14 protein-coding genes are annotated in these 13,944 nt (G+C 73.3%); 11 read left to right on the top strand and 3 right to left on the bottom strand.

Annotated elements, in window-relative coordinates; genetic code table 11:
* Nucleotides 1–10: 10 nt before the first annotated feature.
* The gene (locus BSL84_RS06890) at nucleotides 11–757 is read right to left on the bottom strand and encodes a FadR/GntR family transcriptional regulator (protein WP_030029660.1); all 747 of its coding nucleotides are present in this window, start codon (nucleotides 755–757) and stop codon (nucleotides 11–13) included.
* 77 nt (nucleotides 758–834) lie between these two features.
* Between BSL84_RS06890 and BSL84_RS06885 the strand changes: the two genes are divergently transcribed.
* From BSL84_RS06885 to BSL84_RS06875, 3 genes are read left to right on the top strand one after another with little or no spacing between them, the layout of a single operon-like run.
* The gene (locus BSL84_RS06885; protein WP_075970014.1) at nucleotides 835–2,205 is read left to right on the top strand and encodes a glutamine synthetase family protein; all 1,371 of its coding nucleotides are present in this window, start codon (nucleotides 835–837) and stop codon (nucleotides 2,203–2,205) included.
* Between the two features lie 37 nt (nucleotides 2,206–2,242).
* On the top strand, nucleotides 2,243–3,622 hold the full coding sequence (locus BSL84_RS06880; protein ID WP_075971998.1) for an aldehyde dehydrogenase family protein: 1,380 nt from the start codon (nucleotides 2,243–2,245) through the stop codon (nucleotides 3,620–3,622).
* Nucleotides 3,623–3,628: 6 nt separating this feature from the next.
* Entirely contained in the window at nucleotides 3,629–4,414 is a 786-nt protein-coding gene (locus BSL84_RS06875; protein ID WP_030031919.1) for a 3-oxoacyl-ACP reductase, read from the top strand.
* A gap of 57 nt (nucleotides 4,415–4,471) precedes the next feature.
* On the opposite strand, the gene BSL84_RS06870 is transcribed toward BSL84_RS06875, so the two are convergent.
* Nucleotides 4,472–5,674, bottom strand: coding sequence for an alanine racemase (locus BSL84_RS06870; protein ID WP_045324123.1), 1,203 nt, complete (start codon nucleotides 5,672–5,674; stop codon nucleotides 4,472–4,474).
* 669 nt (nucleotides 5,675–6,343) lie between these two features.
* On the opposite strand from BSL84_RS06870, the gene BSL84_RS06865 reads away from it, so the two are divergent.
* The 3 genes from BSL84_RS06865 to BSL84_RS06855 are packed head-to-tail and all read left to right on the top strand — an operon-like array spanning nucleotide 6,344 to nucleotide 9,192.
* A complete protein-coding gene (locus tag BSL84_RS06865) occupies nucleotides 6,344–7,189 on the top strand; it encodes a hypothetical protein (RefSeq protein ID WP_075970013.1) in 846 nt (281 codons plus the stop codon).
* The gene (gene mycP / locus BSL84_RS06860) at nucleotides 7,186–8,430 is read left to right on the top strand and encodes a type VII secretion-associated serine protease mycosin (protein ID WP_045323910.1); all 1,245 of its coding nucleotides are present in this window, start codon (nucleotides 7,186–7,188) and stop codon (nucleotides 8,428–8,430) included. Before BSL84_RS06865 ends, mycP begins: the two co-directional genes overlap by 4 nt.
* Nucleotides 8,431–8,451: 21 nt before the next feature.
* A complete protein-coding gene (locus tag BSL84_RS06855) occupies nucleotides 8,452–9,192 on the top strand; it encodes an SseB family protein (protein ID WP_075970012.1) in 741 nt (246 codons plus the stop codon).
* 70 nt (nucleotides 9,193–9,262) lie between these two features.
* Here BSL84_RS06855 and BSL84_RS06850 read toward each other — a convergent pair whose 3' ends face one another.
* Entirely contained in the window at nucleotides 9,263–9,646 is a 384-nt protein-coding gene (locus BSL84_RS06850) for a DUF1844 domain-containing protein (RefSeq protein WP_030037390.1), read from the bottom strand.
* Between the two features lie 326 nt (nucleotides 9,647–9,972).
* Here BSL84_RS06850 and infC point away from each other — a divergent pair, with 326 nt between their 5' ends.
* The 5 genes from infC to BSL84_RS06825 all read left to right on the top strand — a co-directional run bounded on the left by infC (nucleotide 9,973) and on the right by BSL84_RS06825 (nucleotide 13,799).
* Nucleotides 9,973–10,686 (top strand): translation initiation factor IF-3, encoded by a 714-nt coding sequence (infC, locus tag BSL84_RS06845; RefSeq protein ID WP_030037391.1) that lies wholly within the window; start codon nucleotides 9,973–9,975, stop codon nucleotides 10,684–10,686.
* 104 nt (nucleotides 10,687–10,790) lie between these two features.
* The gene (gene rpmI / locus BSL84_RS06840; RefSeq protein ID WP_030012385.1) at nucleotides 10,791–10,985 is read left to right on the top strand and encodes a 50S ribosomal protein L35; all 195 of its coding nucleotides are present in this window, start codon (nucleotides 10,791–10,793) and stop codon (nucleotides 10,983–10,985) included.
* A 107-nt stretch (nucleotides 10,986–11,092) separates the two neighbouring features.
* On the top strand, nucleotides 11,093–11,479 hold the full coding sequence (gene rplT / locus BSL84_RS06835) for a 50S ribosomal protein L20 (RefSeq protein ID WP_007263143.1): 387 nt from the start codon (nucleotides 11,093–11,095) through the stop codon (nucleotides 11,477–11,479).
* 135 nt (nucleotides 11,480–11,614) lie between these two features.
* On the top strand, nucleotides 11,615–12,475 hold the full coding sequence (locus tag BSL84_RS06830) for a TrmH family RNA methyltransferase (protein WP_030037392.1): 861 nt from the start codon (nucleotides 11,615–11,617) through the stop codon (nucleotides 12,473–12,475).
* Nucleotides 12,476–12,530: 55 nt separating this feature from the next.
* A complete protein-coding gene (locus BSL84_RS06825) occupies nucleotides 12,531–13,799 on the top strand; it encodes a sensor histidine kinase (protein ID WP_234308578.1) in 1,269 nt (422 codons plus the stop codon).
* The last annotated feature ends 145 nt before the right edge of the window (nucleotides 13,800–13,944 follow it).

Below are 13,944 nucleotides of genomic sequence, written 5' to 3'. Positions count from 1 at the left end.
CCCGCCCGCCTCAGGCGAGGAATCCGCGCAGCAGCGCCGCCGTGCCGCAGCAGTGCTCGCGCATGGTCTCGCGCGCCCCGGCCGCGTCCCTTTCGAGCACCGACTCCACCAGCGCGGTGTGCTGCTGCTGGGAGTGCTCCAGGTTGCGCACCAGCAGGGGTATGCAGTCGAGCAGGTCGTTGACGGTGGCCCGGACGGCCGCGTACTGGGCCGTCAGGGTCGCGGACCCGGCCAGCTCGCACAGGGTGAGGTGGAAGAGGGTGTCCTGGCGGCGGTAGTCGGCGAGCGGGGCGTCGTGGGTGGCCCCCAGCGCGGCGAGCAGCCGTTCGGTGCCCTCCTCGGACAGCCCCTGGGAGGCGCACAGTCCGGCCGCCCCCACCTCAAGGACCTCGCGGAAGCGCAGGACGTCCTCGATGTCCACGCCCGCCACCCGTCTGCGCAGCTCCTCCTCGGCCCCGCCGGCCGGGGTGTCGGGGCGGGGCAGGACGAACGTCCCGCCGTACCGGCCGCGGCGCGCCTCCACCAGGCCCTGGTCCTGCAGCACCTTCAGGACCTCGCGCAGGGTGACCCGGCTGATGCCCATCCGCTCGGCCAGCTCGCGCTCGGGCGGAAGCCGTTCGCCGCCGGGCACCAGCCCCAGGCGGACCACCTGGAGGATCTGCTCCAGCGCCTCCTCGAAACCGTTGCCCGCCCGCACCTGGCGCAGCACCGGGTCCAGGCGCCGGGCGGCGTCGCCCTGGCTCGCCGTATCGGTCATCTCGGCTCCTCCCCTTCCCAAGCAATGGTTCTATTCAATACCTTAGGCCTCCTCGGCTCACCGAAGGAGAGAATCCCGTGGTAGACCGCAAGCCGCCGCTCGCGCCCGAGGAGCTCCGCGCCCTCGTCGCCAGCGGTGAGATCGACACAGTCGTCCTGGCCTTCCCCGACATGCAGGGGCGGCTCCAGGGCAAGCGGTTCGCCGCACAGTTCTTCCTGGACGAGGTCCTCGCGCACGCCACCGAGGGCTGCAACTACCTCCTGGCCGTCGACACCGACATGAACACCGTCGACGGCTACGAGATGTCCTCCTGGGAGCGGGGCTACGGCGACTTCGCCATGCACCCCGACCCCGCCACCCTGCGCCGCATCCCCTGGAACCCCGGCAGCGCCTTCATCCTCGCCGACCTGGCCTGGAACGACGGCACGCCCGTCGTGGCCGCCCCCCGCCAGATCCTGCGCCGCCAGCTCGACCGCCTCGCCGAGCACGGCTACACCGCGATGGTCGGCACCGAGCTGGAGTTCATGGTCTTCAAGGACACCTACGAACAGGCCTGGAACGCGGGCTACCGAGGCCTGACCCCCGCCAACCAGTACAACATCGACTACTCGGTCCTCGGGACCGGCCGCATCGAACCCCTGCTGCGCCGGATCCGCAACGAGATGCAGGCCGCCGGCCTGACCGTCGAGTCGGCCAAGGGCGAGTGCAACCTCGGCCAGCACGAGATCGCCTTCCGCTACGACGAGGCGCTCACCACCTGCGACCAGCACTCCGTCTACAAGACCGGCGCCAAGGAGATCGCCTCCCAGGAAGGCGTCTCGCTCACCTTCATGGCCAAGTACGACGAGCGCGAGGGCAACTCCTGTCACATCCACCTCTCGCTCACCGACGCCGACGGACGCAACGCGATGGCCGGAGAGGGCCACGGGGAACACGGCATGTCCCCCGTGATGCGCCACTTCCTGGCCGGCCAGCTCGCCGCGCTGCGCGACTTCTCCCTTCTCTACGCCCCGAACATCAACTCCTACAAGCGTTTCCGGCCGGGATCCTTCGCGCCGACCGCGGTCGCCTGGGGCCTCGACAACCGCACCTGCGCCCTGCGCGTCGTCGGCCACGGCCGCTCCATGCGCTTCGAGAACCGCCTCCCCGGCGGCGACGTCAACCCCTACCTCGCCGTCGCCGGCCTGGTCGCCGCCGGGATCTACGGCATCGAGAACCGCCTGGAACTGCCGCCGATCTGCACCGGCAACGCCTACACCGGCGACTACGCCCACGTCCCCGCCACCCTGCGCGAAGCCGCGGAACTCTGGGAGAACAGCGAGATCGCCAAGGCCGCCTTCGGCCCCGAGGTCGTCGCCCACTACCGCAACATGGCCCGCGTGGAACTCGACGCCTACGACTCAGCGGTGACCGACTGGGAGCTGCGCCGCTCCTTCGAACGCCTGTAGCCCCGCCCGCCACCGAACCGAAACTGTGAGGCACCACGTGTCCGATGCGCCGGCCCCTTCCCCTCTACGCGTACTCAACCCGGCCACCGAGGAACTCGTCGCCGTCGTCCCGGCCGCCACACGGGACGACGTCGACGCCGCCGTCGCCCGGGCCGCCGCGGCCCAGCGCGCCTGGGCGGCGGCCGCCCCCGCCGACCGCGCCCGCCTGCTGCGCCGCTTCGCCGCGGTCGTCGACGGGCACATCGAGGAACTGGCCCTGCTGGAGGTCCGCGAAGCCGGCCACACCATCGGCAACGCCCGATGGGAAGCCGGCAACGTACGCGACCTCCTCGACTTCGCCGCCGGGGGAGTGGAACGGCTCAACGGCCGCCAGATCCCCGTCGCCGGCGGCATCGACGTCACCTTCCTCGAACCCCTCGGCGTCATCGGCGTGATCGCCCCCTGGAACTTCCCCATGCCGATCGCCGCCTGGGGCCTCGCCCCGGCCCTCGCCGCCGGCAACGCCGTCATCCTCAAACCCGCCGAGACCACCCCCCTCACCGCACTGCGCCTCGCCGAACTCGCCCTCGAAGCCGGGATCCCCGAGCACCTCTTCCAGGTGCTCCCCGGACACGGCGACACCGCCGGCGACGCACTCGTCGAACACCCCGGCGTCGCGAAGATCGTCTTCACCGGCTCCACCCGCGTCGGCAAGCAGATCATGGCCAAGTGCGCCGACCGGGTGAAGCGCGTCACCCTCGAACTCGGCGGCAAGAGCCCCAACATCGTCTTCGCCGACGCCGACCTGGAAGCCGCCGCGGCCGCCGCCCCCATGGCCTTCCTCGACAACACCGGCCAGGACTGCTGCGCCCGCACCCGCATCCTCGTACAGCGCTCCGCCTACGACCGCTTCCTCGACCTCCTCGCCCCCGGCATCGCGGCCGTCACCGTCGGCGACCCGCTCGACGAGAAGACACAAGTGGGCCCGTTGATCTCCCGGACCCAGCTGGACCGCGTACGGTCCTTCGTCACCGACGACCTCACCACCGTCCGCGGCACCGCCCCCGAAGGCCCCGGCTTCTGGTACCCGCCGACCCTCGTCACCGGTGTCGCCCCCACCGCGCCCGTCGCCGCCGAAGAAATCTTCGGACCCGTCGCCGTCGTCCTGCCCTTCGAGGACGAGGAGGACGCCGTACGCCTGGCCAACGCCACCGAATACGGCCTCTCCGGCTCCCTGTGGACCCGCGACATCGGCCGCGCGCTGCGCGTCTCGCGCGCCGTCGCCGCCGGCAACCTGTCCGTCAACTCCCACAGCAGCGTCCGCTACTGGACCCCCTTCGGCGGCTACAAGCAGTCCGGACTTGGCCGCGAGCTCGGACCCGACGCCCTCACCGCTTTCACCGAGACCAAGAACGTCTTCATCAGCACGGAGGCCTGAGAACCCATGTCCAACGAAGAGATCATCTGCCGCCGCCTCGTCGGCCGTACCGCCGTCATCACCGGAGCCGGCAGCGGCATCGGCCTCGCCACCGCCCGCCGCCTCGCGTCCGAAGGCGCCAACGTCGTCTGCGCGGACATCGACGAAACCGCCGGCAAGGCCGCCGCCGAAGAGGTCGCAGGCCTCTTCGTCAAGGTCGACGTCACCGACAAGGAAGACGTCGACGCCCTCTTCAAGACCGCCTTCGACACCTACGGCTCCGTCGACATCGCCTTCAACAACGCCGGCATCTCGCCTCCGGACGACGACTCCATCCTCACCACCGAGCTCGACGCCTGGCGCCGCGTCCAGGACGTCAACCTCACCTCCGTCTACCTCTGCTGCAAGGCCGCCCTGCCCTACATGCAGCGCCAGGGCCGCGGCTCCATCATCAACACCGCTTCCTTCGTCGCCGTCATGGGCGCCGCCACATCCCAGATCTCCTACACCGCCTCCAAGGGCGGCGTCCTCGCCATGTCCCGCGAACTCGGCGTCCAGTTCGCCCGCGAAGGCATCCGCGTCAACGCCCTGTGCCCCGGGCCCGTCAACACCCCCCTGCTCCAGGAGCTCTTCGCCAAGGACCCCGAACGCGCCGCCCGCCGGCTCGTCCACATCCCGCTCGGACGCTTCGCGGAGCCCACCGAGATCGCCGCCGCCGTGGCCTTCCTCGCCAGCGACGACTCGTCCTTTGTCAACGCCACCGACTTCCTCGTCGACGGCGGCATCGCGGGCGCGTACGTCACCCCGCTGTAGCCACGGCCGGCCGGGCGCCGCACGACGCCCGGCCGCCCCGGTACACCGGCGCGGACCTCAGAGGAAGGTGCGCCCCTCGCCCCGGTAGGTCGGCACGCTGTCCGCGACCCGATCCCCCTCCACGAGGTGCAGGGTGTCGAACCGCTCGCACAGCTCGCCCGCCTTCGCGTGACGGAACCAGACCCGGTCGCCGATCAGCAGGTCGTCGGCCGGACTCCCCAGCAGCGGCGTCTGCACCTCGCCCGCCCCCTCCTGCGGGTCGTAGCCCAGCCCCTGCGGCAGGTACGGGACCGGCAGCCGGTCCGAACCGGCCGCCCCGGAGGCCGGATAGCCACCGCCCAGCACCGTCACCACACCCACCCCGGGCCTGCGCACCACGGGCTGCGCGAACAGCGCCGCCGGACGCCCGCGGAACGAGGTGTAGTTGTCGAACAGCCGCGGTACGTACAGACCCGACCCGGCGGCGATCTCCGTCACCGCGTCCTCGGCCGCGGTCTGCTGCACGCTGCCCGTACCGCCGCCGTTGACGAACTCCAGATCCGGCACCACGGCCCGCACGGCCGCCACCACCTCGGCCCGCCGCGCCGCGAGCTCCCGGCGCGCCGCCCCCTGCATCAGCCGGATGGCCCGGGACCGCAGCGGGCGCCCCGCCAGCGCGTCCCCGACCCCGGCGACGTGCCCCTCGTACGCCATCAGCCCCACCACCCGGAACCCGGGCCGGGCGGCGACCGCACGGGCCAGCGCGGCCAGCTCCGCGGGCTCGCGCAGCGGCGAGCGGCGCGCCCCCACCCGGATCCGGCCGCCGAGCAACCGCAGGGAGGTGTCCAGCTCCAGGCAGACCCGTATCTCCTCGCCACCGCCGTCACGGGCCCCGTCGATCAGCTCCAGCTGCGCGGGATCGTCCACCATCACGGTCACGGCGGCGGCCAGCTTGGCGTCGTTCGCCAGCTCGCCGAAACCGGCCCGGTCCGCGGACGGATACGCGAGGAGCACGTCCTCGAACCCGGAGCGCGCCAGCCAGAGCGACTCGGCGAGCGTGTACGACATGATCCCGGCGAACCCGGGCCGGGCCAGCACCCGTTCGAGCAGGGCCCGGCACCGGACCGACTTGCTGGCCACCCGCACCGGCTTGCCGCCGGCCCGGCGCACGAGATCGTCGGCGTTGGCGTCGAAGGCCGCGAGATCCACGATGGCCAGCGGCGCGTCCAGGTGGGCGGTCGCCCGGTCGTACCGGGCGCGGTCGGCGGCGGCGGAGTTCATGGGCGGCAGCTTGCCAGAGGTCTGTACCGGTGGGTAGGCCCCCGCCCCAATCCCCCGGGGCTCCGCCCCGACCCCAGCCGAAGCAGTCGGCTGCGGGCCACCCCCGGGGCTCCGCCCCGGACCCCGCGCCTCAATCGCCGGCGGGGCTGGATGGGGGTCGGCCCCCGGCCGCAGGGTCGGGTGCGGGCCACCCCCAGGGGCTCCGCCCCAAACCCGGCGCCTCAATCGCCGGCGGGGCTGGATGGGGTTCGGCCTCCGGCCGCAGGGTCGGGTGCGGGTCAACCCCCGCTCGGCGGGGCTGGATGGGGGTCGGTGAGGCTGGATCTGCTGGACGGGGGTGGGGACGGGGCGGGGTGTTGGCCGGGACGTGAAACGTGATTTGTGGCGCGGCAGGTGCCCGTAGGGGTATGGCCGCCTCAGGCGCCATAAATCATGCAGTCCCGGACGACATCCCGCCCCGGCCCTGCCCCCGGCCCGCTCTCCACCGCCGCCCCCGCGTCCCACCCCACTCCACCCCGCCCCGCGCCGGCAGCGCACCACCGCCCCGCGCCGGCAGCGCACCACCACCCCACCCCGGCCGGCCGGGCGCCCCCGCCCGGCCGGTCCGCATCCGCGAACCCCGTAGAGTACGGACAGGCAGCCGTACGGAACGGGGGGCGGAGCCGCCGGATGACCACGACGACACCGCGGACCACGATCCCGGGTGAGCCCGACCCCTGGTCCCCGCCGCCCCAGCCCGCACACGCCCCGCCCCGCCGCCACCCCGCCCGTGTCGCGGCGGCCGCGCTCTGCCTCGTCCTCGGCGGCGGCCTCGTCGGCGGAGCCGCCGTCACCACCTGGGTCGAGCACCGCGCCGCGAACCGCGCCCTGCCCGCCGACGCCGCCTACCGCAAGGCAGGCTCGCTGTGGCGCGCCGCCCCCGTGGACAGCCTGTTCCCGCCCGTCCTCACCGGCCCCTCGGCCGGCCCCGGCGGCGCCGACCGCACGTGGACCCGCATCGCGCTCGCCCCCGACGCCGACTGCCCGGCCGCCCTTGCCGCCGACTGGCAGGCACTGCTGGCCCCCACCGGCTGCACCCGCGTACTCCGCGCCACCTACACCGACGCCACCCGCAGCTCCCTGATCGCCGTCGGCATGGTCTTCACCCCCGCCGACGAGCCCGCCATGCGCTCGCTCGGCGGCCGGCTCACCGCCCCGCCCGCCTACGGGTTCCCCGACGACCGCCGCGCCGCCTGGGCCGCTTCGGTGCGTACCGAGGCACCCGCCGTCGTCTACGCCGTCTCCGCCTTCGCCGACGGCCGCCCGCAGGACGCCCCGCGCCCGGCCGAGGAGCTGGTGAAGAAGGACGCCACGGAAGCCGCCGCCCGGGCAGGCCTCGGCCACGAGGCCAAGGGTCTCGCCGACCGCCTCGGGGACGGCCTCGCGGCCCTCGCCGCACCCACACCCGCACCCGCGGCCCCGGCGACGACCCCAGGCACCGCACCAGCCACACCCGCTCCGAAGGCCGCACGATGACCTCCGCCCGAGTCGAAGCCCGCACCCGCATCCACACCGGCCGGCGAACCTTCCGCTCCGCAGCCGTCCTCTCGGCCACCGCCCTGCTCGCCGCCACGGTCACGGCCACCGCCACCCCGGCCGCCGCCGACACCATCCGCGACCGCCAGTGGGGACTCCTGGCCCTGCGCGCCGAGGAGGCCTGGGGCACCACCCGCGGTGACGGCGTGACCGTCGCCGTCCTCGACACCGGCGTCGACGAGTCCCACCCGGACCTGTCCGGGCAGGTCCTCGCCGGCACCGACCTCATCGGCACGGGCGCAGGCCCCGGCGACCGCGCCTGGGCCCGCCACGGGACCGCCATGGCGAGCATCATCGCCGGGCACGGCCACGGCCCGAGCCGCGGCCAGGGCGTGCTCGGCATCGCCCCGCAGGCACGGATCCTGCCGGTGCGGGTGATCCTCGAAGAGGGCGACCCGGGCCGGGCCAAGGCCCGCGAGAGCAAGGGCGGCGCCCTGGCCGAGGGCATCCGCTGGGCGACGGACCACGGCGCCGACGTGATCAACCTGTCCCTCGGCGACGACAGCGACTCCGCCCACCACGAGGCGGACGAGGACGAGGCCGTCCAGTACGCCCTCGCCAAGGGCGTGGTCGTCGTCGCCTCCGCGGGCAACGGCGGCGAGACCGGCGACCGCGTCTCCTACCCGGCCGCCTACCCGGGGGTCATCGCCGTGACCGCCGTCGACCGCCGCGGCAGGAAGGCCAAGTTCTCCACCCGCAACTGGTACGCGACCGTGAGCGCCCCAGGCGTCGACGTCGTCATCGCCGACCCCGACCGCTCCTACTACGAGGGCTGGGGCACCAGCGCCGCCGCGGCCTTCGTCTCCGGCGCGGCGGCCCTCGTCAAGGCCGCGCACCCCGACCTCTCCCCGGCCCAGATCAAGAAGCTGCTGGAGGACACCGCCTCCGACTCCCCGGCCGGCGGTCGCGACGACGCCCGCGGACACGGAACGGTCGACCCCGCCGCAGCCCTCCAGGTCGCGGGGACGATGCGGGCGGAGGCGGCGGTGCCCGCGCCGGCCGCGGCCGCGAGCCGGTACTTCGGCCCGGGCCCCGAGCCGGCCCGCCCGCCCGAGCGGGGGGACCGGCTCCGTGCCCCGGCGGCCGCGGTGGCCGGGGCGGCGCTGCTCGTCCTGGCCGCCGTACTGGCCCGGCGCCCGCGCCGGGGTCCCCGGGACCGCGACCCGTACCCGGCACAGTAGGGTCGGGTAACTGTGGCGAACATGGCGAACAAGAACATTCCCGACCCCGGGTTCTCCGACGACGACGGCTCCGCCGATCCCGAGCTGACCGCGGCCCTCGCCGCGTGGGCCGAGGACCGCACGCAGGAGCCGCGGGTGCTGGCGGCGCTCAAGGGCGCCCGGCTGCTGGTCCCGGTGGTCGCGATGCTCGGCGAGGTGGAGACCGACCCCGAGACCGGCCTCAAGCGGGAGAAGACCAGCGACATGGCCGTCCCCACCCTGCGGGCGGGAGACCGGCGGGCCCTGCCCGCCTTCACCTCGATCGCCTCGCTCGCGCTCTGGGACCCGGCCGCCCGCCCGGTGGCCGTACCGCTGCACCAGGCCCTCGCCGCCGCCGCGCACGAGAAGGCGGACACGGTGGTGCTGGACCTGGCCGGCCCGGTCGCCTACCAGCTGACCGGCCGGGCGCTGCTCGCGCTCGCCGAGGGCCGCACGGACACGGACCCGCTGGCCGACCCCGCCGTACGGGAGGCCGTACGGGCGGTCGTGGCCGCCGAGCCCGCCGTGCTCCGGGCCCACCTGGGCCCGGGCGGGGCGGAGGCCGACGGGATCCTCGCGATCGTGCCGGCCCCGGACGCCGAGGCCCCGGCCGCGGCCCGCCGGGTCGCCGAGGCCCTGGCGGCGGACACCACCCTGCGGGCCCGCCTGGTACGCGGACTGAACCTGGCGCTGCTGCCGCCGGACGCCCCGGTTCCGCCCGGCGAGCCGCTCTTCACCCGCTGAACGACGCGGGAGGGGCGGGCCGTGACGACTGTCACGGCCCGCCCCTCCCGCGTCGTGTTCCCCGGCGGGATCAGCCGAAGACGGGTCCGGTGAACTTCTCGCCCGGGCCCTGGCCCGGCTCGTCCGGGACGATCGAGGCCTCGCGGAAGGCCAGCTGGAGCGACTTCAGGCCGTCGCGCAGCGGGGCGGCGTGGAAGGAGCTGATCTCGGTGGCGCTCGCGGTGACCAGGCCGGCCAGGGCCGTGATCAGCTTGCGGGCCTCGTCGAGGTCCTTGTGTTCGGAGTCCGGCTTGTCCAGGCCCAGGTTGACCGCCGCGGCGCTCAGCAGGTGCACGGCCACCGTGGTGATCACCTCGACGGCGGGCACGTCCGCGATGTCGCGGGTCATGGCGTCGTAGTCGGGGGCGTGGTCGGCGGTGGTGTCGGTGGAGGTGGGGGGCGTCGCGTCAGTCATGCGGACCACGATATGCCGTGCGGCGGGCTTGCAACGCGGGTGCTAGTATGTACATCGACCGGCCGGATGCTGTGGCGTCCGGCCCACAAGTGGAGGCTCCGTTCTCCCACCTGACCGCCTTCCGGGGCGGCGGGTCACCGGTCAGGCGGCATCCATCGTTCCGTACGGACGATGGAAAGCCGCCCGAGTCTGCGCCCCGCGTCTTCGCATGCGGCGGTGCTCCGGTTGTTTTGGAGCCCCTGCCTGTGCCCGGCGGGGCTTTTTTCATTCTCCCGCCGCGGTCGGTCTGACGGAAATACACGTCAGCGGCTGTCTGCCAGGCAGTCGTGTGGTGCTACCGAGGAGGATCCATCAGCACCGAGCCCCGCATCAACGACCGGATTCGCGTTCCCGAGGTACGACTCGTCGGTCCCAGCGGCGAGCAGGTCGGCATCGTGCCGCTTGCCAAGGCGCTTGAGCTCGCGCAGGAGTACGACCTCGACCTGGTCGAGGTCGCGGCGTCCGCACGCCCGCCGGTCTGCAAGCTCATGGACTACGGCAAGTTCAAGTACGAGTCGGCCATGAAGGCCCGTGAGGCGCGCAAGAACCAGGCGCACACGGTCATCAAGGAAATGAAGCTCCGGCCGAAGATCGACCCGCACGACTATGACACCAAGAAGGGTCACGTCGTTCGGTTCCTCAAGCAGGGCGACAAGGTCAAGATCACGATCATGTTCCGTGGTCGCGAGCAGTCCCGGCCGGAACTCGGCTACCGACTGCTGCAGCGTCTCGCTTCGGACGTCGAGGAGCTCGGCTTCATCGAGTCGAACCCGAAGCAGGACGGCCGAAACATGATCATGGTCCTCGGTCCGCACAAGAAGAAGACCGAGGCGATGGCCGAAGCCCGCGAGGCGCAGGCCGCCCGCAAGGCCGAGCGCCAGGGTGCCGCCGCTGCCGACGAGGCGACTCCTTCCCAGGAGGCCGCCCCGGTCGAGGCGACGGACGCCAAGGATGCCGAGGTCACCGAGGCCGACGCCGGTGAGGCGAACGCCGAGGCCTGATTCCGAGGCATCTGTCTCGAATCACCGACACAACATGACGCTCCCACCAGCCGGTCCGGTCCGGACCGGCGAGGGAGCGCCACCGACGAGGAGATAACGGCGCCATGCCGAAGAACAAGACGCACAGCGGTACCAAGAAGCGCTTCAAGGTCACCGGCTCCGGCAAGGTGCTCCGCGAGCGCGCCGGCAAGCGCCACCTGCTTGAGCACAAGTCGTCCCGTGTCACCCGCCGCCTCACCGGCAACGCGGAGATGGCTCCCGGCGACGCCGCGAAGATCAAGAAGCTTCTCGGCATCTGACATCCACCGCTCCCCCCGCAGGGAGCGGATGCATGTCGAGACCGGGACCCCATCGAATTTCCGGGCCGTGTGAAGACACCCACGGCCCCGCTACAAGGAGTTAAAAAGTGGCACGCGTCAAGCGGGCAGTAAACGCCCACAAGAAGCGCCGGGCGATCCTCGAGGCGGCCTCCGGCTACCGCGGTCAGCGTTCGCGCCTGTACCGCAAGGCCAAGGAGCAGGTCACCCACTCGCTGGTCTACAACTTCAACGACCGCAAGAAGCGCAAGGGCGACTTCCGTCAGCTGTGGATCCAGCGCATCAACGCCGCTGCCCGCCAGAACGGCATGACGTACAACCGCCTCATCCAGGGTCTGAAGGCCGCCAACATCGAGGTGGACCGCAAGATCCTCGCGGAGCTGGCCGTCAACGACGCCAACGCGTTCGCCGCGCTCGTCGAGGTCGCGCAGAAGGCGCTCCCGGCCGACGTCAACGCCCCCAAGGCCGCCGCGTAAGGCCTGGCCGGCCGCACTGAGCGGTCGGCACCCTCGGACCCGCAGGCGACGCGCCTGCGGGTCCGAGTGCTTTCCCGCACTCCCGCGCCCCGGGCGCCCGCACCCCGAGAGAGAACCCCGCAGACCATGGCTGACCTGGGTCACCCCGCCGAGCTGATCTCCCCCCGATCCCCGCGGGTGGCCGCCGCCAGGCGACTGGCGCGGCGCAACTTCCGCACCAAGGAGCGCCGGTTCATCGCCGAGGGCCCCCAGGCGGTCCGCGAGGCCGTCGAGCACCGCGGACCCACGGGCGAGCCGACCCTGATCGAGCTGTTCGCCACCGTCGAGGCCGCCGAGCGCTACTCCGACATCATCGGCGCGGCCCAGGCCGCGGGCGCCCGCGTGCACCAGGCCTCCGACGAGGTGCTCGCCGAGGTCTCCCAGACCGTAACCCCGCAGGGCCTCGTCGGGGTCTGCCACTTCCTCGACTCGCCGTTCGAGGAGATCCTCAAGGCCGCACCCCGGCTCGTCGCCGTCCTCGCGCACGTCCGCGACCCCGGCAACGCCGGTACGGTGCTGCGCTGCGCGGACGCCGCCGGCGCCGACGCGGTCGTGCTCACCGACGCCTCCGTGGACCTCTACAACCCCAAGTCGGTACGGGCCTCCGTGGGTTCCCTCTTCCACCTCCCGGTCGCCGTCGGTGTTCCGGTGGAGCAGGCCGTCGAGGGCCTGCGCGCGGCCGGCGTACGGATCCTCGCGGCCGACGGCGCCGGTGAGGACGACCTCGACGCCGAACTGGACGCGGGCACCATGGGCGGGCCCTCCGCCTGGGTCTTCGGCAACGAGGCCTGGGGTCTGCCGGAGGAGACACGGGCGCTCGCGGACGCCGTCGTACGGGTCCCCATCCACGGGAAGGCGGAGAGCCTGAACCTGGCGACGGCCGCCGCCGTGTGTCTCTACGCGTCCGCCCGAGCACAGCGGGCGCCCGGAGGGTGCCGCTCCGTGACCCCCAGCTAGTACTGTGGCGGCCCGGGGGCCCACGGCGCTACTCGGAGATGTGGGGTACGGGGACATGACGGACACGACCGTCGGTGCGAACGGCGCACCCGGGGCCGCGGCAGCGGCCGAGGAGCGGTTCCGCGACGCCCCCGCACCCCCGGCCGCGGCCGCCGACGGGCTGTGCGGCGTACCACCGCAGGCCGGGTCCTCGGCCCGGGCGCGCGGCGCCGGCCCCGCCGCCCCCCGCCCGGTCCCGGCCGCCCGGGCGGCCGCCGAGGCCCCCGGCGCGGGCTTCGGCCCCGGCTTCGCCGTCGACCCCGACCACCTGCCCGACGGGCTCGTCGTCGCCGACCACACGGGCCGGGTGGTCTGCTTCAACGCGGCCGCCGCGCGGATCACCGCACTCGCGCCCGAGCAGGCACTCGGCGCCCCCATCGAGCGCGCCCTCCCGCTGGAGGACCTCGAAGGGCGCCGCTGGTGGGCGCTGACCGACCCGTACGGGGGCCTCGCCACCCGCCGCGGCCAGCCCGAGCGGAACCTGCTGCTCCCGGGCGGCCGCGAGGTGCTGGTCTCCGCCAGCTACATCCGCACCCACCCCACCGGTCCCGTGCGGCGCCTCGTCGTCACCCTGCGCGGCACCGAGGCGCGCCGCCGCACCGAACGCAGCCACGCCGAGCTGATCGCCACGGTCGCCCACGAGCTGCGCTCCCCGCTGACCTCAGTCAAGGGCTTCACGGCGACCCTCCTGGCCAAGTGGGAGCGGTTCACCGACGACCAGAAGCGGCTGATGCTGGAGACCGTCGACGCCGACGCCAACCGCGTCACCCGCCTGATCGCCGAGCTCCTCGACATCTCGCGCATCGACTCCGGCCGCCTGGAGGTCCGCCGCCAGCCGGTCGACATCGCCACCGCGGTGGGCCGGCACGTCCAGGCGCTCACCGCGAACGGCCAGGCCCCCGAGCGGTTCCTCGTCAGCATCAGCCGCCCGCTCCCCGACCTCTGGGCCGATCCCGACAAGATCGACCAGATCCTCGGCAACCTCCTCGAAAATGCGGTGCGCCACGGCGAGGGAACGGTCACCATCGGGGTGTCGCCGCATGAGAAGGGAACCGCCGTCACCGTGTCCGACGAAGGCCCCGGGATCCCCGAGGAGTCGATGGCCCGCGTCTTCACCCGCTTCTGGCGGGGAAGCAAGCGCGGCGGCACCGGCCTGGGCCTCTACATCGTCAAGGGCATCGTGGAGGCGCACGGCGGCACCATCACGGTCGGCCGCGGCCCCGGCGGCGGGGCCGAGTTCCGATTTATCCTGCCCGTGGGCGCCCCGGCCTACCTCTCGCAGTAGCCCTGCGGAGCGTCTCACCGGGCGGCCCACGGGCTCCCTCACCCCCGGCGGCCCTTAGAATCGTCCTTTGGCACCTTTGTGTCTCTGCTTCGATCGGTCTGATCGTGTCGTACGGGGACCCACCAGCCAGCCATCGGAAGTACGG

Origin of the sequence: Streptomyces sp. TN58, from assembly GCF_001941845.1 — a bacterium.
GTDB lineage: Bacteria > Actinomycetota > Actinomycetes > Streptomycetales > Streptomycetaceae > Streptomyces.
This window is presented reverse-complemented; position numbering and strand designations above follow the sequence as displayed.